The sequence below is a fragment of the Pseudomonas sp. SWRI77 genome (genome assembly GCF_014269105.1).
Taxonomy (GTDB): Bacteria; Pseudomonadota; Gammaproteobacteria; order Pseudomonadales; family Pseudomonadaceae; genus Aquipseudomonas; species Aquipseudomonas capeferrum.
The window spans coordinates 190,206-207,629 of record NZ_JABWRV010000006.1; the positions used below are offsets into that span (position 1 = coordinate 190,206).

Annotated in this window: 14 protein-coding genes and 1 pseudogene; 13 read left to right on the forward strand and 2 right to left on the reverse strand. The window is 61.6% G+C overall.

What is annotated here, in order from left to right:
• Positions 1-21 precede the first annotated feature (21 nt).
• The gene (locus HU766_RS08970) at positions 22-555 is read left to right on the forward strand and encodes a DUF3299 domain-containing protein (RefSeq protein WP_162181159.1); all 534 of its coding nucleotides are present in this window, start codon (positions 22-24) and stop codon (positions 553-555) included.
• A 69-nt stretch (positions 556-624) separates the two neighbouring features.
• Here HU766_RS08970 and HU766_RS08975 read toward each other — a convergent pair whose 3' ends face one another.
• Both HU766_RS08975 and HU766_RS08980 read right to left on the reverse strand, forming a co-directional pair.
• Positions 625-1,521 (reverse strand): D-hexose-6-phosphate mutarotase, encoded by an 897-nt coding sequence (locus HU766_RS08975; protein WP_186655580.1) that lies wholly within the window; start codon positions 1,519-1,521, stop codon positions 625-627.
• Positions 1,522-1,592: 71 nt separating this feature from the next.
• On the reverse strand, positions 1,593-1,991 hold the full coding sequence (locus HU766_RS08980; RefSeq protein ID WP_003253317.1) for an acyl-CoA thioesterase: 399 nt from the start codon (positions 1,989-1,991) through the stop codon (positions 1,593-1,595).
• A 357-nt stretch (positions 1,992-2,348) separates the two neighbouring features.
• Here HU766_RS08980 and HU766_RS08985 point away from each other — a divergent pair, with 357 nt between their 5' ends.
• The 12 genes and pseudogenes from HU766_RS08985 to HU766_RS09035 all read left to right on the forward strand — a co-directional run bounded on the left by HU766_RS08985 (position 2,349) and on the right by HU766_RS09035 (position 17,424).
• Entirely contained in the window at positions 2,349-3,638 is a 1,290-nt protein-coding gene (locus HU766_RS08985) for an MFS transporter (RefSeq protein WP_186655582.1), read from the forward strand.
• Between the two features lie 217 nt (positions 3,639-3,855).
• Positions 3,856-6,273 carry an S-type pyocin domain-containing protein gene (locus HU766_RS08990; RefSeq protein WP_186655584.1) on the forward strand — a complete coding sequence of 806 codons (2,418 nt, stop codon included), beginning with the start codon at positions 3,856-3,858 and terminating at the stop codon, positions 6,271-6,273.
• Positions 6,270-6,743, forward strand: coding sequence for a hypothetical protein (locus HU766_RS08995; protein WP_186655586.1), 474 nt, complete (start codon positions 6,270-6,272; stop codon positions 6,741-6,743). Before HU766_RS08990 ends, HU766_RS08995 begins: the two co-directional genes overlap by 4 nt.
• A pseudogene (locus HU766_RS09000) lies at positions 6,733-8,007 on the forward strand (bacteriocin immunity protein); the annotation flags it as partial. The gene HU766_RS08995 and the pseudogene HU766_RS09000, both read left to right, overlap by 11 nt.
• Before the next feature lie 146 nt (positions 8,008-8,153).
• Positions 8,154-8,243: an S-type pyocin domain-containing protein gene (locus HU766_RS26420; RefSeq protein WP_346656660.1), complete on the forward strand. Its 90-nt coding sequence runs from the start codon at positions 8,154-8,156 to the stop codon at positions 8,241-8,243.
• 164 nt (positions 8,244-8,407) lie between these two features.
• Positions 8,408-9,406 carry a phosphate ABC transporter substrate-binding protein PstS gene (locus tag HU766_RS09005; RefSeq protein WP_033702371.1) on the forward strand — a complete coding sequence of 333 codons (999 nt, stop codon included), beginning with the start codon at positions 8,408-8,410 and terminating at the stop codon, positions 9,404-9,406.
• Positions 9,407-9,545: 139 nt separating this feature from the next.
• Complete coding sequence (locus HU766_RS09010) at positions 9,546-11,834, forward strand: ABC transporter permease subunit (RefSeq protein ID WP_095063938.1); 2,289 nt, start codon at positions 9,546-9,548, stop codon at positions 11,832-11,834.
• A gap of 17 nt (positions 11,835-11,851) precedes the next feature.
• Positions 11,852-13,522, forward strand: a complete 1,671-nt coding sequence (gene pstA / locus HU766_RS09015; RefSeq protein WP_033702367.1) for a phosphate ABC transporter permease PstA — start codon at positions 11,852-11,854, stop codon at positions 13,520-13,522.
• Between the two features lie 102 nt (positions 13,523-13,624).
• Positions 13,625-14,458 (forward strand): phosphate ABC transporter ATP-binding protein PstB, encoded by an 834-nt coding sequence (gene pstB, locus HU766_RS09020; RefSeq protein ID WP_033702365.1) that lies wholly within the window; start codon positions 13,625-13,627, stop codon positions 14,456-14,458.
• A gap of 94 nt (positions 14,459-14,552) precedes the next feature.
• On the forward strand, positions 14,553-15,323 hold the full coding sequence (phoU, locus tag HU766_RS09025) for a phosphate signaling complex protein PhoU (RefSeq protein ID WP_033702363.1): 771 nt from the start codon (positions 14,553-14,555) through the stop codon (positions 15,321-15,323).
• Positions 15,324-15,488: 165 nt separating this feature from the next.
• Entirely contained in the window at positions 15,489-16,379 is an 891-nt protein-coding gene (locus tag HU766_RS09030; RefSeq protein WP_033702361.1) for a response regulator, read from the forward strand.
• A gap of 148 nt (positions 16,380-16,527) precedes the next feature.
• On the forward strand, positions 16,528-17,424 hold the full coding sequence (locus tag HU766_RS09035) for a peptidoglycan DD-metalloendopeptidase family protein (RefSeq protein WP_186655588.1): 897 nt from the start codon (positions 16,528-16,530) through the stop codon (positions 17,422-17,424).

Consider the following 17,424-nt stretch of genomic DNA (forward strand, 5'->3'; position numbering starts at 1 on the left):
TTCGAGTTGCCGAGCATTGCCATGCGTGCCTTTTTTCTCATCCCCTTGCTTCTGGCCAGCACCCTGGCCCGTGCCGAGCTGCCTGAAACCGACTGGCTGGAGCTGATGCCCAAGTCGGACCAGAAGGCTCTCGAACAGATGCCCGAAATCGATCACGACTCGCCGGAGGCCCTGGGCACCTTCACCGACAAAGGCGGCCTCAAGCAGAGCAAGGGCTTGCCGGCGGTGATGTACTCGACCAAGACCGTGGCGGCCATGAACGGCAAGGACATCCGCCTGGGCGGCTACCCGGTGCCGCTGGAAAGCGATGCCAAGGGCAACAGCACCTTGTTCTTCCTGGTGCCATACCCTGGCGCGTGCATCCATGTGCCGCCACCGCCACCGAACCAGCTGGTGCTGGTGCGTTATCCGAAGGGGCTGAAGATCGATGATATCTACACGCCGCTGTGGGTCAGCGGGGCGTTGAAGGTGGAGAAGGTCAGCAACGACCTGGCCGATGCAGCCTATGCCCTGGATGCGCAGAAGGTGAGGGTGGTGGAAGAAGCTGATCTCTGAGGTTGCCTGTACCGGCCTCTTCGCGGGGCAAGTCGGATCGCGAAGAGGCCGGCAAAGTCACCGCAAGGCTCAGATGGCTTCACTGCCGATACTGACACTCAGCGAGCAAGTCGCCCCAGGCCTCAGTTCCACCACGTCATCCCACACATTGGCCGTCTCGATGCACAGCATCCGCTGCCATCCGTCATCGGCCATGTCCGCCAGCTCCTGGGCCCGCTCGGTCCACGGGTTCCAGATCACCGCCGAGCGTGAGCCGCTGCTGGTCAAGGTAATCCGCCGCTGCCAATGCGGGTCGACAATGCTCAGGGTTTGCGGGGTGGCGAGGTAAATTCGGTCGGTCTCCCCGGCAAACCCCAGCGGCCCTTGCTGCTGGCGCTGTTCCCAGTCAGCCAGGGTCTCGATATAGCCCAGCCCCTCGACCCCTTCGACCCGCGCCTGGCGCACATCGCTCACCGCAAAGTAGCTGTGCAGGGCCTGGCTGAGGGTGACAGGGGTATTGCCCATGTTGCGGCTGGTCAGGCTCAGCGCCAGGCGCTCGCCGAGTTCCACCACCAGTTTCAGCTGCACATCATGGGGCCAGCCGGGCAGGTCGCCCTGGGCTTCGGGCAGTTCGAACTCGATGCGCAGGCCATCGCCCACTTCCTCGATACCCAGCAACTGCCAGTCACGCGCGCGCGCCAGGCCGTGGGCGGGCGCTTGCTCGCCGCGGTACATGGCCTGCACGGCCTGGGGGTTGCGCTGCAGGTTGCCGAACCAGGGCCAGCACACCGGTACACCGGCGCGTACCGATTTGCCCTGGCGGAAAATGGCCTGATCGCTCAGCCACAGCAGCGGCGGTTCGCCCACACGCTGGTAGCTGAGGATCTGCGCGCCCTGCTGGGCGATCAGTAGTTCGGCCCGCTCGCTGGTGATGCGCCAGCAGTTGAGTTCGCCGTGTTGCTCGGTGTCGACCTTGAAGGTAGCCATTGCGTTCGTCTCATTGATTGCCAGTGGGCCTTGGACCCGGGCACATGCAATGAGTTTACCGCTGGCCGGGCTTAGCGACGAGGCACAGAGCGGGTGCGGCCACTGCCATCGATGGCGACGAACACGAAGACCGCTTCGGTCACCTTGCGCCATTCGCTGGACAGCGGGTCGTCGCTCCAGACTTCGACCATCATCTGGATCGAGCTGCGGCCGATCTCCAGGGTCTGGGTATAGAACGACAGCTGCGCGCCCACGGCTACCGGGACCAGGAAGGCCATGCGGTCGATGGCCACCGTGGCCACACGGCCGCCAGCGACGCGGCTGGCCATGGCGGTGCCGGCCAAGTCCATCTGGGCAACCAGCCAGCCACCAAAGATGTCGCCGAAGCCGTTGGTCTCACGAGGGAGTGCGGTGATCTGCAAGGCCAGGTCGCCTTGCGGGATTGGATCTTCTTGTTCGAGCTCAATCATGCGATGGGGCCTCTGACCCGTGACGCTTTTCGTTGGTGTGGCGCAAAGGCCGGGTAAACGATTCAGCTGGAAACATACTACGCCGATTTCGTTTCACTGGGCGGCCGTAGGGAAACTCTGCGAAACCGCCTGACATAAAGACCGGCGTTTTCGCACAACATCCCACGCTAGGAGCAACCTTTTCCTACGAATGGCCAGTATATAGAGCATAACGGCCAGCGACGACCGCGCATTCATGAATATCTGTATGGATTTTGTATCGCTTTCGGCGCGGCTCGGCAATTTGCTATCTTCGCCCGTCTACCAATCCAGAAGTCGCGCACCCAGCGGCCTGCATGACCTACAAGAGAAAGACCGATGACCTCCGTGCCGAGCAGTATCGAGCAGCCTTCGCGGCCGCTGACCCGCAGCGACTACAAGACCCTTTCATTGTCCGCACTGGGCGGTGCCCTGGAGTTCTACGACTTCATCATCTTCGTGTTCTTCGCCACGGTGGTCGGCAAGCTGTTCTTCCCGGCCGACATGCCTGAATGGCTACGCCTGATGCAGACCTTCGGCATTTTCGCTGCCGGCTACCTGGCGCGACCGCTGGGTGGCATCGTCATGGCGCACTTCGGCGACCTGCTGGGGCGCAAGAAGATGTTCACCCTGAGCATCTTCATGATGGCCCTGCCGACCCTGATCATGGGCCTGTTGCCCACTTATGCACAGATCGGCCTGTGGGCGCCGATCTTGCTGCTGTTGATGCGCGTGATCCAGGGCGCGGCGATTGGCGGTGAGGTGCCGGGGGCCTGGGTGTTCGTCTCCGAGCACGTCCCTGCACGCAATACCGGTTACGCCTGCGGCACGCTGACGGCCGGCCTGACTTCGGGCATCTTGCTCGGCTCGCTGGTCGCCACGCTGATCAACAGTGTCTATACCCCTGGCGAAGTGGCCGATTACGCTTGGCGTATCCCGTTCCTGCTGGGCGGTGTGTTCGGCCTGTTCTCGGTGTACCTGCGCCGCTGGTTGCACGAAACCCCGGTGTTCGCCGAGATGCAGCAGCGCAAGGCCCTGGCCGAAGAGTTGCCCCTGCGTGCGGTGCTGCGTGACCACCGTGGCGCGATCGTCCTGTCGATGCTGCTGACCTGGCTGCTGTCGGCCGGCATCGTGGTGGTGATCCTGATGACCCCGGCGCTGCTGCAGAGCTTCTATCAGGTCAGCCCGACCGACTCGCTCAAGGCCAACAGCCTGGCCATCGTCCTGCTCAGCCTTGGCTGCATCGCTGCCGGCCGCCTGGCCGACCGCTTCGGCGCCGGGCGCGTGTTCATCGTTGGCAGCCTGCTGCTGCTGGCCAGCTCCTGGACCTTCTACCACAGCCTGCCAACCCGCCCCGACCTGTTGTTCCCGCTGTATGCGCTGACCGGTCTGTGCGTCGGTATTGTCGGCGCCGTGCCCTACGTGATGGTCAAGGCCTTCCCGCCGGTGGTGCGTTTCAGCGGCTTGTCGTTCTCCTACAACATGGCCTACGCCATCTTCGGTGGGTTGACGCCGATGGTGGTCACCGCGCTGTTGAAGGTCAGCCCAATGGCGCCGGCTTATTATGTGGCGGGGCTGTGTGCCGTCGGGCTGGCCGTGGGCTTGTATCTGTTTGCCAACAAACGTTAATGGGTGAAGCCCTGCATACCGATGCGCCCATATAGCATCTGGGGCGGCTACCACAGCACTGTTGAACGTATTTAATGGGCTGAAATGAATTGAAATAAGCGATTCGATGTAGCGCTCTATGTAGTGCAGTTGCCTGAAACTTAACAGGCAACTTGAGCCATGCAGATAAGGAGACTCTGTATGGCTCAGAACACACTTAACGATAACTCGACGGGTGATGTGGTCATCACTCCAGGCTCTTCCGCCTCCAGCGGCGGCGGGGGAGGGTTTTTCAGCCTTGGCGGCGGCGGCTCATGCCGAATTACTGGCCCTTGCACATCGCCAGCAGGTTGCGGCCTATGGCCAGGCACGAGAGACGCGCCGCGCGCAGCTTGATGCTCACTTCGCTGGCCGGATGCAAGGTCTGGCCCAAGCACTCCAGGAAGAGATCAACGCAGTACGCAGGCCTCCAAAGTCTGATGGCCGCGAGCGCTGGCAGCTGTACTTGATCACCAAGGCGCGAAACGAAACGATCGACCTGATTGCCGCCAAGCAGCTTGACCTGGCACGGCAGCAGGCTTTTGCCAAGGCCTTCGCCGGTCCGGACATGACGGCAGAAGCCTACGCCAACCTTGTTTCAAACCTTTCTTCGACTGTGCAGATGCAGCAACTGCATCGCGATTGGGAAGCCGCTTACGTGGCAACTCAGGAAGCACGGCTGCTGAGTGAGGCAATCGGGCAGCTTGAACAGCGTGCTGCAGCATTGGCCACCGAGCATGCCCAACAGCAGGTGCATTGGCGTGCCCTTGAGGCCAGATGGGAGCGTGAGCACCAGTACGCCGAGCAACGAGAGGCCCGGGTTCGCCACAAGCAACAGGCGGATCAAGACCGTCGTCTGCAGCGGCTGAGGCAGGCCGCTACGGTTACCGCCCCCGTTTCGGCTGCGCAGGCGGGCGGGGTACTGCTCAGCCAGGCGGGGGCGCAGGTTGCGGCAGACTTGGCTGCAGCCATAGAGCAAGCCATTGCCAGTGCTGCGAAGGAAGTACTAAGGGTTGCAGCGATTCGTCTAGGCCAGGCAGTCAGCCTGACGGCGACTGCCATGTTGTACGCCCCAGCGCTGGGTGATGGCGAGTTGACCGCCGCTCAGCGCAGGCGTCACCTCGAAGGCTTGGGTGTACGTGCAGACCTGATGGGCATCGCGGCCGGTCAGGACCTGCAGTCAATTGCGGATGCGGGCGGTTCAGCCCGCCTCGATAATCGCATCAAGATCGAGCACCTGGCGGGTGGCAGCGCCATCGCGGTGGCCTCCACCGGGTCAGGCATCGCAGCTGATGTTCGGGTCAGGAATGCTTTGTTCGATCCCCTTACCGAAACTTATCGGGTCAATGCCGAGACGCCCACCGGCAAATCCATCGTGCTGGGCAGCACGGCGGTGTCGGAAGAAAGCCCGCCAGGCGGCAGGGTACTGACGTTAGCGCCGCAGACAACTGAAGTAGGCGCAGGCGTCGACCTTCGCTTTGATGATTGCATTGTCTGCATCCCTGGTCAGCCAGCCCAATATTTCTCGTTTGCACTACCGACGGCGGGTACCGGCATCGTCAGCGGTAAAGGCGTGGCGGCTGATGCCAACTGGTGGTCCGTTGGCGGAGCAGCGGCCGGTGTTGGCTTGCCTGAACAGGTGGCAGACCAGCTGCGTAACCGAGTCTTCACGGCGATGCCGGCCTTCGAAAGCGCGGTATGGCGGGCGGTCGCGGCAGACCAGGTACTGCTTGGGCAATTCGATGAACTGAATCAGCGGCGCATTCTCAACGGCTTTCCTCCGGTAGCTCCGAAAGCAAGCTGGGCCGGTTCGCGAAGTGAGTTCGAACTGCGTCATCTCGCTGCAGCCGGGGTGGGCTCCGGGCTTTACGACCTCGACCAGCTGAGTATCCACAGCCCTGGGAGCACCCAGGGCGTTCTGACGGTCGTCCAGCCATTCGAACCCTGGTTCGCCAGCGGTGTGGCATTGGCGTTTGATGCTGGGATAGTGCAAGGCCAGCCCCCGCGTACATGGACGCCGCTGGTGGCGCCTGGGGCGCAGATGTTGGGTTCGACGCTTCTGCCCGTGGCGCCAGCCCTGCCGGATATCTTGCCCGGTTCACCGACTGATCCGCTGGGGCCAAGTATTGAAATACTTCCCGGCGAGAATCCTGGCGAGACTGGGGCCATAATTCCTGGGTTCGGAGGTGAGGGAAATCTACCTGAGCCGGGGCTGGTTAATAATGAGCCGGCAGAAATTACCGAAACGGGCGTCTATGGTGACTTGGAGCGTAGAAGTATTAGAGATGATATGGATGTGGACCATATTCCAGCACAAGGTGCGATAAAGCTTTGGGTCGATGATATTATGCCGGATTTATCACCTTATCAGCTCAGGGCATTACTTAGGCAGGCTCCTGCGGTCGTGATACCCACAGAGGTACATAGAAAGCATAGTGAAACGTATGGTGGGCGGAACACTAAAGCAAAACAAGCGCTAGATGCCGCCGATCTCTTTGCCGCCGTGGCGAGTAATGTCGAGGCGCTTAGGCCTGGACTTCCGCCTGAGCGAGTTGAGGGGGTCAAGGCAGAGCTTACGAGTTTGCTTAAAGACTTCATTAAACGGGTGAATCCATGAAAAGACGTGTCGAAGTCGAGCACTGGTTGAGATGTTTGAATAAGACTCATACCGTGCTACTTGATCTTGGGCTTGACCCGGGCTTGCCTATTATAACGCTCTACCCAGGAGACACAGAGTTTTACCTGGAGCCTGAGCCTGGAGTCAGCTATAAATTCGATGTAGAAACGAAAGTGATGAAAGCTGTTATCGTAACTGTCATCAAGCGTGTAGAATTCGAGCCCGTATTCAGCGACCTTTTGTCCGAGCCTTATAGCTGCCCAACTCAACGTTCTGTTCGAGATGTTTGGGGCAGTCCTGTTCGCTCTCGAGGCCCCGTCGCTTTGCCGCATCCCATAGGTAAAACGGGTGGTTGGGATGCGTACGGCCTCGCCTCCAAGGGCTTCGCAGACATCGAATTGATGTATCAATATACCGCTGAGTTACAAGCGTCCGCAATTATATTGAGGACGAAAGAACATGAAGCTTGAAAATCTATTATCAGATTATGAAGAACACACTTTCTTGGCGCTTGTTAATGCGATATGGGGTATTGAAAGCCTGCGCGCTGAGCACAACGAGCTGATCGCCCACTTTGATCAGATAGTCAGCCACCCCGCCGGCAGCGACCTTCTGTTCTACTCAAACGCCGATGAAACCGGCAATACCAACTCCCCTGAACATATAGTTGCAACAGTTAAAGCCTGGCACCACCAAAACGGTCGTGCGGCCTTCAAAGGCCAGCCCTTGCAACCACCGCCGGTTCGCCAAACGCTGACCCGTGAACAGCGCGCCACCCAGTCCTCCACCCGCAATCTGGAGAAAGTGCGAAAACTGGTAGCCGATATCCACTCATGCGAGCAGGAGTCAGAGCAAAAGCTGGCCCCGCTGGAGCACCAGTTGACCCTTGCCGGGGCAGCACCAGCGCAGGAACTTACCGCCAGCGTGGAAGCGTTACGTGCTCTGGTACTGGCACAGCATCAAGCCAAACGCGCCGTCGACCAGCTTCAACGCTTGCAGATGTCGGTCAAGTTTGCGTTTGAGGGGGCCCATCGCGATGTCGCCAATTCATTTTTGGACAGTGCGATCCAAGCTGTTGTGCTCCAGGAGATCACCGTGGGCAGCCAGCGTCATGCTGTTGCCCTGGCCGCAGCGCAGGCGCGTCACCCCGCATTGTACGCCCGAGGCGTAACGCTGATAGAAAGCCTGGAGGGACGTATCGCCCAGTTGGCCAAAGCCAGTGCGTCCGGCCCAGGTCATGGTGCGCTTACATTAATGGCATCGGCACAGACGGCGAGCCTGCACCCTGCATTGTTGACTGCACAGGGCTTGAGCCGTGAAGTAGCCCAACAGCAACATCATTTGAACAAGACCTTCCGCTCGGCGGTGGCTGAGCTGGAGTGGCAGGCGGCTTCATTGGAAGGATCGCATCCGGGTTCTTTCGCAGATGTTGCCGAGTTCGTGCTGAGTACGCCAAGTGATGATCCGCGCTTTGCATTTACGGTTCCGCTGGTTGAGCTGTTCGACAGCGAGCCGCAGGACTGGGTGGCATTGGCGCAAGCGCGTGCTGAAATAGCTTTGCCGATGCGCCTGTGCTCCACCGTGCGCGGCGCCAATGGGGCCACAAGCACGGGCGTCAAGCCTTTCACTCGTTATTCCCATGTGATCATGACCCTCACTCAAGGCGGGGTTGTCCCATCGCGTGTGAAGGTGCGCAGCGCAGATTGGAATGCCATGCAACAGGCATACGTGTTCACCAGCGAAGGTGATTCGCCTGTGACGGTGGTGTGGCAGAACGGGAGCGCTCCGTATGCACCCAGGGATCTCGCGCGCCCTCCGAGCATTGGCTTCTTCAGAATGCCCAGGGTCCCGTTGATAGCGCCCTTCGAAACTTGGCTCAGGTGCAGTTTGACGACTACATCGTGGTATTCCCGCCAGCGTCCGGTATGGCGCCTTTGTATTTGATGTTCAGAGACCGCCGGGAGCTATAGCGCGCGGCCGCCTCGCCCAGCAACATTTTGAAAAGGCCATCCCGGACAACCGGTGATGGCCTTTCATCCAATTGTCATATTGAAGTCATATCGTATTCATGCGGCCTGCAGATACTTGGGCCCGATCCATCCAACACCCCCAATATTCCTGCTAGGAGCAAGGCATGAAACTGAAGCGTTTGATGGCGGCCCTTACCTTTGCCGCCGCTGGCGTTGCCACCGCCAATGCGGTAGCCGCTGTCGACCCAGCAATCCCGACCTACACCAAAACCACCGGTGTATCGGGCAACCTCTCCAGCGTTGGCTCCGACACCCTGGCGAACCTGATGACGCTGTGGGCCGAGGCCTACAAGAAGGAATACCCCAACGTAAACATCCAGATCCAGGCCGCCGGCTCTTCCACCGCGCCACCCGCGCTGACCGAAGGCACCGCCAACCTGGGCCCGATGAGCCGCAAGATGAAAGACGTCGAGCTGCAGGCCTTCGAGCAGAAGTACGGCTACAAGCCAACCGCCATCCCGGTTGCCGTAGACGCCCTGGCAGTCTTCGTGCACAAGGACAACCCGATCAAGGGCCTGACCATGGCGCAGGTCGATGCGATCTTCTCGTCCACCCGCCTGTGCGGCGCCAAGGCCGATGTCAAAACCTGGGGTGACCTGGGCGTGACCGGCGACCTGGCCAACAAGCCAGTGCAGCTGTTCGGCCGTAACTCGGTATCGGGCACCTACGGTTACTTCAAGGAAGAAGCCCTGTGCAAAGGCGACTTCAAGCCTAACGTCAACGAACAGCCTGGTTCGGCTTCGGTCGTGCAGTCGATCAGCTCCTCGCTGAACGGCATCGGCTACTCGGGCATCGGCTACAAGACCGCCAGCGTCAAGACCGTCGCCCTGGCCAAGAAAGAAGGCGGCGAGTTCGTCGAAGACAACGAAGCCAACGCCCTGAACGGTACGTACCCGCTGTCGCGCTTCCTGTACGTCTACGTCAACAAGGCCCCGAACAAGCCTCTGGCCCCGCTGGACGCCGAGTTCATCAAGCTGGTGCTGTCGCAAGCTGGCCAGCAGGTCGTGGTGAAGGATGGCTACATCCCGCTGCCTGCCAAAGTGGTCGACAAGACCCTGGCTGACCTGGGCCTGTCCCACGCCGGTAACGTTGCAAAGAAGTAAGTAACTGAGGAAGAGGCCGGTACCGATGCCCGGCCTCCTCCACGAATTCTCAGTCCGAAGCCAGGATCCCTGCGCGTCGGGCTTTCTTGCGTCACTGCATTGTCATGTTTTTGTCATACGGGACCGCTAGGGTGTGCGCATGAATGATCTGGCCAACTCCACCATGACCCAAAATTCCCAACCCGTGCGGATTGATTTCAATACGCCGGAGTTGCAACGCAAGCGCCGCATGCGTGCGCTCAAGGACCGCCTGACCCGCTGGTATGTACTGGTGGGCGGGCTTGCCGTCTTGGCGGCAATTACCCTGATTTTCTTCTACCTGGCCTACGTGGTGCTGCCGCTGTTCCAGGGCGCCGAACTGACCAGCAAGAAGGCCCTGGAGCCGACCTGGCTGCAACAGGATGCCGGCAAGCCGCTGATGATCGCGCTTGAAGAGCAGAACCTGGTGGGCATGCGGGTTTCCGACAAGGGCCAGGCGCTGTTCTTCGACACCAAGACCGGTGCCGAGCTGCAGCGCGTCGACCTGCCGCTGCCGGCAGGTACCCAGGTGAGTTCGATCAGCACCGATCAGCCGGGTAGCCCGCTGGTTGTGCTGGGGCTGTCCAATGGTCAGGCGCTGGTGTTCCACCACACCTACAAGATCACCTACCCGGACAACAAGAAAACCATCAGCCCAGGCATCGACTACCCCTACGGCAAGGACGCGTTCGTGCTTGACGACCAGGGCCGCGCGCTGGAGCACGTGAGCGTCAACGTCAACGGCGAAAACCTGATGCTGGCGGGCTCCACCGGTTCGCACCTTCAGGTCACCCAGCTGACCCGCGAAGAGAACATGATGACCGGTGAGGTCACCAGCGAGCAGAGCCGTATCGACCTGCCGCAGATGACCGAGCCGGTCAAGGCCATCTACATCGACCCGCGTCAGCAGTGGCTGTATGTGGTCAACGGCCGTGCCACCGCCGACGTCTTCAGCCTGCGCGACAAAAGCCTCAACGGCCGCTACAAGCTGCTGGAAGATGGCAATGCCGAGATCACGGCCAGTGGCCAGCTGGTCGGTGGCATCTCGCTGATCTTCGGCGACTCCAAGGGTGGTTTGAGCCAGTGGTTCATGGCCCGTGACCCCGATGGCGAGTCGCGCTTCAAGTTGATCCGCAGCTTCCAGATGGGCAGCGCGCCGGTCGTCCAGATCGATGCCGAAGAGCGCCGCAAGGGCTTCATCGCCCTCGACGCCGACGGCAAGCTCGGTGTGTTCCACAGCACCGCGCACCGCACCTTGCTGGTCGAGCCGGCTGCAGAGGGTGCTGGCATCCTGGCCCTGTCGCCGCGTGCCAACCGCATCCTCATCGAGGAAGGTGGCAAGCTGTTGCCGCTGAGCCTCAAGAACCCGCACCCGGAAGTCTCCTTCAGCGCGCTGTGGGGCAAGGTCTGGTACGAGAACTATGACGAGCCCAAGTACGTCTGGCAGTCGACCGCGTCGAACACCGACTTCGAGCCCAAGCTGAGCCTGTCGCCGCTGACCTTCGGTACCCTGAAGGCTGCGTTCTACGCGATGATCCTGGCAGCCCCGCTGGCCATTGCCGCCGCCATCTACACCGCCTACTTCATGGCCCCGGGCATGCGCCGCAAGGTCAAGCCGGTGATCGAGCTGATGGAAGCGATGCCAACGGTGATCCTTGGCTTCTTCGCCGGCCTGTTCCTGGCGCCGTACCTGGAAGGCCACCTGCCGGGTGTGTTCAGCCTGTTCCTGCTAATGCCGTTCGGCATCCTGCTGGCCGGTTTCACCTGGAGCCGCCTGCCCGAGTCGTTCCGCCTGCGCGTCCCGGATGGCTGGGAAGCGGCGATCCTGATCCCGGTGATCCTGTTCACCGGCTGGTTCGCCCTGACCATGAGCCCTTACCTGGAAACCTGGTTCTTCGGCGGCGACATGCGCCTGTGGATCACCAATGACCTGGGCATCACCTACGACCAGCGCAACGCCCTGGTGGTCGGTATCGCCATGGGCTTCGCGGTCATCCCGAACATCTACTCGATTGCCGAAGACGCTGTGTTCAGCGTGCCACGCAGCCTGACCCTGGGCTCCCTGGCCCTGGGTGCGACGCCGTGGCAGACCCTGACCCGCGTGGTCATCCTCACCGCCAGCCCAGGTATCTTCTCGGCGCTGATGATCGGCATGGGCCGTGCGGTGGGCGAGACCATGATCGTGCTCATGGCCACCGGCAACACCCCGGTGATGGAGATGAACCTGTTCGAAGGCATGCGCACCCTGGCCGCCAACGTGGCGGTGGAAATGCCGGAGTCGGAAGTCGGTGGCAGCCACTATCGCGTGCTGTTCCTGGCGGCACTCGTGCTGCTGATGTTCACCTTCGTCATGAACACCTTGGCCGAGCTGATTCGCCAGCGTCTGCGCAAGAAATACTCGTCGCTTTGATAGAAAGGTAGAGATCCGTGAAAAAGGATTCCCTCAAAGGCTGGTTCAAGAGCGGCGCCCCTGGCGTCTGGATCAGCGGTGGCGCGGTTGCCATGGCGGTGATCATGACCATCGGCCTGCTGTCGGTCATCGCCGTGCGCGGCCTGGGCCACTTCTGGCCGGCCGACCTGATCCAGGCCACCTACAAGGTGCCGGGCCAGGCCGATCACGTCGTCATCGGCGAAGTGGTGCAAAAAGAAGAGGTGCCCCGTGCCCGCCTCAAAGGTGCCGGCTTGCCGGTACCTGAGCAGGGCCCGGAGTTCATGACCCGTGAGCTGATCAAGGTCGGTAACCGCGACCTCAACGGCAGCGACTTCTCCTGGGTGGTGGGCGAGTGGCTGGTCGACGAGCAACGCCCGGCCGACCTGATGGCGCTGGAACGTCGCGAGTGGGGCAACTTCTACGGCTACCTGGTCAGCGTCAAGGAACAAGGCCGCGTGGTTGCCGAGGGCCCTGCCGCCTGGAACGAGCTGCAGGCCCGCCTCAAGCGCGCCAACCAGCTCAACGGCGAGCTGCAGCAACTCGAGAAAAAAGACATCGGCGCCATCAACCATGGCCTGGAGCGCCTGCGCCTGCACAGCCGCAAGCTGGAACTGGACGGCAAGCTCGACGCCGCCGCCCAGGCCGACATGGACGCCGAGCGTGCCGAGCTGAACAGCCGCTACAAGGCCATCGAAGACCGCCTCAGCGGCCTTCATCAGGCATTCTCCCGCGACAGCCTGGTCGCGCGCGACGGCAACGGCCGTGAAGTGGAGATCAACCTGAGCAAGGTGGTGCACGCCATTCAGCCGAACGGCATGTCCGGCCTGACCAAGATGGGTACCTACTTTGCCAAGGTCTGGGAGTTCCTCAGCGACGACCCACGCGAAGCCAACACCGAAGGCGGGATCTTCCCGGCCATCTTCGGTACCGTGATGATGACCCTGATCATGGCGGTGATCGTGACCCCGTTCGGCGTGCTGGCTGCAGTGTACCTGCGCGAATACGCCAAACAGGGCCCGGTGACCCGCCTGATCCGCATTGCAGTGAACAACCTGGCAGGCGTACCGGCGATCGTCTACGGCGTATTCGGCCTGGGCTTCTTCGTCTATGTGCTGGGTGGCTCGATCGACCGGCTGTTCTTCCCCGAATCGTTGCCGGCACCGACCCTGGGTACCCCGGGCCTGCTGTGGGCCTCGCTGACCTTGGCGCTGCTGGCGGTACCGGTGGTGATCGTGGCCACCGAAGAAGGGCTGGCGCGTATCCCACGTACCGTGCGCGAGGGCTCCCTGGCCCTGGGCGCGACCAAGGCCGAGACACTGTGGAAGATCGTCCTGCCAATGGCCAGCCCGGCCATGATGACCGGCATGATTCTCGCCGTGGCCCGTGCTGCAGGTGAAGTGGCGCCGTTGATGCTGGTGGGTGTGGTGAAACTGGCACCGTCGTTGCCGCTCGATGGCAACTACCCGTACCTGCACCTGGACCAGAAGATCATGCACCTGGGCTTCCACATTTATGACGTCGGCTTCCAGAGCCCGAACGTCGAGGCCGCCCGCCCGCTGGTGTACGCCACCGCGCTGTTGCTGGTGCTGGTGATCGCCACCCTCAACCTCTCGGCAGTGTGGATCCGTAACCACCTGCGCGAGAAGTACAAGGCCCTCGACCACTGATTGAAGCTTTAAGCCACAAGCGGCAAGCTCCAAAAGGAGTGCCGCTTTGCCCTAACTTGCAGCTTGCAGCTTAAAGCTTGCAGCTACAAACGGAGTGAGACCATGCAGCACGAATCCCATACCCACGGCATCGACATGTCTGCCCTGGGCCGCGACAAGCAGAGCCTGCGCCTGGCCGAAGAGACCGTGGCCATCGAAGTACCGGGCCTGAGCCTGTACTACGGCGACAAGCAAGCCTTGTTCGACGTCAGCATGAATATCCCCAAGCAGCGCGTGACCGCCTTCATCGGCCCGTCCGGCTGCGGCAAGTCGACCCTGCTGCGTACCTTCAACCGCATGAACGACCTGGTTGACGGTTGCCGCGTGGAGGGCGCCATCAACCTGTATGGCACCAACATCTACCGCAAGGGCGAGGACGTGGCCGAGCTGCGCCGTCGTGTGGGCATGGTGTTCCAGAAGCCGAACCCGTTCCCCAAGACCATCTACGAGAACGTCGTCTACGGCCTGCGCATCCAAGGCATCAACAAGAAGCGTACCCTCGACGAAGCGGTCGAATGGGCCCTCAAGGGCGCTGCCCTGTGGGACGAGGTGAAGGACCGCCTGCATGACTCGGCCCTGGGCCTGTCCGGTGGCCAGCAGCAACGTCTGGTGATTGCCCGCACCATTGCCGTGGAGCCGGAAGTGCTGCTGCTCGACGAACCGTGCTCGGCACTGGACCCGATCTCGACGCTGAAGGTCGAAGAACTGATCTACGAATTGAAATCCAAGTACACCATCGTCATCGTGACCCACAACATGCAACAGGCGGCGCGCGTTTCGGACTACACCGCGTTCATGTACATGGGCAAACTGGTCGAATTCGGGGATACCGATACCCTGTTCACCAACCCGGCGAAGAAGCAGACCGAAGACTACATCACCGGTCGCTACGGCTAGTCGGTCTGCCAGCCGCAGGCCGGGGGCCAAGGGATAACACGAACGACTTGAAGCTTGCGGCTTGAGGCTTGCAGCTTTTTCGCGGAGCGAAACGATGATCAACAAAGAAAGCCTTACGCATCACATCTCCCAGCAGTTCAACGCCGAGCTTGAAGAGGTGCGCAGCCACCTTCTGGCCATGGGCGGCCTGGTCGAGAAACAGGTCAACGACGCGGTTACTGCTCTGATCGAGGCCGACTCGGGCTTGGCCCAGCAAGTGCGCGAGGTCGATGAGCAGATCAACCAGATGGAGCGCAACATCGACGAGGAGTGCGTACGCATCCTTGCCCGCCGCCAGCCGGCGGCCTCCGACCTGCGGCTGATCATCAGCATCTCCAAGTCGGTGATCGACCTGGAGCGCATCGGCGACGAGTCGACCAAGATCGCCCGTCGTGCCATCCAGCTGTGCGAAGAGGGCGAGTCGCCGCGCGGCTACGTCGAGGTGCGCCACATCGGCGACCAGGTGCGCAACATGGTCCGCGATGCCCTGGACGCCTTTGCCCGCTTCGACGCCGACCTGGCACTGTCGGTGGCACAGTACGACAAGACCATCGACCGCGAGTACAAGACCGCCCTGCGTGAGCTGGTGACCTACATGATGGAAGACCCGCGTTCGATCTCGCGGGTGCTCAGCGTCATCTGGGCCTTGCGTTCGCTGGAGCGCATCGGCGACCACGCGCGCAACATCTCCGAGCTGGTGATTTACCTGGTACGCGGCACCGACGTCCGCCACATGGGCCTCAAGCGCATGAAGGCGGAAGTGCAGGGCACCCCCGTCGAAGAGGCTGAAAGCGCTAATGTTCCGGCTGAACCGGACGATAAATAGTACTGCTCCCGAGCATCAACGCCCGGCCTAGGCCGGGCGTTTTCGTTTGCGGTCGAGCAGCCACCAGGCACCCGCGAACGGTGTGAAGAAGTCCCGCTACACGCGCAGTTGTGGCAAATAGCCATTGCTTGCCGGTAGGCTAGTCGGGATTCAAGAGGAGTATCGATGAGTAAAGTCAATGTACTGGTCGTGGACGACGCCCCGTTCATCCGCGACCTGGTCAGGAAATGCCTGCGCAATGCCTTTCCCGGCATGGTCATCGACGATGCGGTCAACGGTCGCAAGGCCATGGCCATGTTGGGCAAGGAGCCGTTCGACCTGGTCCTGTGCGACTGGGAAATGCCGGAAATGTCTGGCCTTGAGCTGCTCAGCTGGTGCCGCCAGCAGCCTGCATTGAAGAGCCTGCAGTTCATCATGGTGACCAGCCGTGGTGACAAGGAGAACGTGATCCAGGCCATTCAGGCGGGGGTTTCCGACTTCGTCGGCAAACCGTTCACCAATGAGCAGTTGCTGACCAAGGTGAAGAAGGCCTTGGCCAAGATCGGCAAGCTCGACAGCCTGATGGCAACCGGGCCTGCGCGGGTGAATTCGGCGTTTGCCAATGACTCCTTGAGTGCTTTGACCGGCGGCAACCCTCAGGCGGCCAAGGTTGCGGCACCTGCGCCAGCGCCGGTGAAGCCTTTGGCGAAGGCACCTGCGCCAGCCACAACCGCACCGTCTGGCCGTGGCCAAGGCCAGCTGCGCTTGGCCAGCGGGATTCAGCCTTGCGTGATCAAGGCATTGAGCCTGAAGGAAGCGCTGTTGGTGGTACGCCGCAGCGAAGCGCTGCCGCAAGTGCTAGAGGGGGCGGTACTGGACCTGGAGCAGGGCGAAAACGCCGAAGTTGCGCGGCTGAACGGTTACCTGCATGCCATCGCGGCGCTGGAGCCCAAGCCCGATAGCGACTGGCTGCAGCTGACGTTCAAGTTCGTCGATCAGGATGCGCAGAAGCTCGATTACCTGTCGCGGCTGATTGCTCGCGGCACCGCGCAAAAGCACTTCACGCCCGGCGCCTGATAGCCACTGCCCTCCTGTGGGTGCGTGCGGCCTTGCGCGACGCAAGGCCGCTACCACAGCGGACGATCACCATCCGACCAACTGTCATACTCACCGCAAAAGCCGCTGCTAGGCTTCGACAGATCATACCTGTCAAAAAGCCACTATCATGCCCGCCCGCCTGCTGCTGTTCTGTGCATTGCTCATGGCCTCGGCGTCGAGCCTGGGCGTGACCCTCTACCCGATCACCGATGCCGACGGTGTAGCGGCCTATTCCGACCGCCCAGGCCCCGGCGCCAAGCCACTGGAGCTGCGCGAATCCATGATCGAGTACCAGGAAAGCCAGGTGCGGCTCAACGCAATTGTCTTCCAGGGTGGCGTCAGCTTTTCTGCGCGCAATGAGTCGCACGTGCCGGTGCAGGTCGAGTTGCACCTGGACAAGCTGATAAACGCGCAGGGCGGCAATGCCCCCCGTATCGTGCGCAGGGTGCTGCCAGGGCGTTCAACGCAGATGCTCAGCGTGCTCAGGGGCCGCCCCGGTACGTTGCTGGGTTACCGTTCGACGTTGCTGCAAGCGATGGGCGACCCGGGGCTGCGGCCGCAGGGCTTTCGCTACGCCTTCCCCTGGCTTGGCGGGCCATTCCGGGTGAGCCAGGGGCCCAACGGCCGTTTCAGCCACTTCGGCCCCAAAGGGCGCTACGCCATGGACATCGCCATGCCTGAAGGCACCACCATCGTTGCCGCGCGCGAAGGCGTGGTGGTGAGGGTCGAGAACAGCCAGACCGGGCGCGGCAGCAACCCCTCGGGCAATTTCGTCAGGGTGCTGCACGCGGACGGCACCATGGGCGTGTACCTGCACCTGATGCGCGGTTCGGTGGTGGTGGGCGAGGGGCAGCGGGTCAAACAGGGGCAGATGCTGGCCAAGTCGGGCAATACCGGCAACAGCAGCGGGCCGCACCTGCATTTTGTGGTGCAGCGCAACGTGGGCTTGGCGCTGGAGTCGATACCGTATCAGTTCGACAGGCCAATCAGCGGGTTGCCGGACTTCACCGCCGGCAACCCTTGA

What these genes read in the sequence shown, in the direction of transcription:
- HU766_RS08970 (WP_162181159.1), top strand. Translation starts at nt 22, where the DNA reads ATGCGTGCCTTTTTTCTCATCCCCTTGCTTCTGGCCAGCACCCTGGCC.
- HU766_RS08975 (WP_186655580.1), bottom strand. Translation starts at nt 1,521, where the DNA reads ATGGCTACCTTCAAGGTCGACACCGAGCAACACGGCGAACTCAACTGC.
- HU766_RS08980 (WP_003253317.1), bottom strand. Translation starts at nt 1,991, where the DNA reads ATGATTGAGCTCGAACAAGAAGATCCAATCCCGCAAGGCGACCTGGCC.
- HU766_RS08985 (WP_186655582.1), top strand. Translation starts at nt 2,349, where the DNA reads ATGACCTCCGTGCCGAGCAGTATCGAGCAGCCTTCGCGGCCGCTGACC.
- HU766_RS08990 (WP_186655584.1), top strand. Translation starts at nt 3,856, where the DNA reads ATGTGGTCATCACTCCAGGCTCTTCCGCCTCCAGCGGCGGCGGGGGAG.
- HU766_RS08995 (WP_186655586.1), top strand. Translation starts at nt 6,270, where the DNA reads ATGAAAAGACGTGTCGAAGTCGAGCACTGGTTGAGATGTTTGAATAAG.
- HU766_RS09005 (WP_033702371.1), top strand. Translation starts at nt 8,408, where the DNA reads ATGAAACTGAAGCGTTTGATGGCGGCCCTTACCTTTGCCGCCGCTGGC.
- HU766_RS09010 (WP_095063938.1), top strand. Translation starts at nt 9,546, where the DNA reads ATGAATGATCTGGCCAACTCCACCATGACCCAAAATTCCCAACCCGTG.
- pstB (WP_033702365.1), top strand. Translation starts at nt 13,625, where the DNA reads ATGCAGCACGAATCCCATACCCACGGCATCGACATGTCTGCCCTGGGC.
- phoU (WP_033702363.1), top strand. Translation starts at nt 14,553, where the DNA reads ATGATCAACAAAGAAAGCCTTACGCATCACATCTCCCAGCAGTTCAAC.
- HU766_RS09030 (WP_033702361.1), top strand. Translation starts at nt 15,489, where the DNA reads ATGAGTAAAGTCAATGTACTGGTCGTGGACGACGCCCCGTTCATCCGC.
- HU766_RS09035 (WP_186655588.1), top strand. Translation starts at nt 16,528, where the DNA reads ATGCCCGCCCGCCTGCTGCTGTTCTGTGCATTGCTCATGGCCTCGGCG.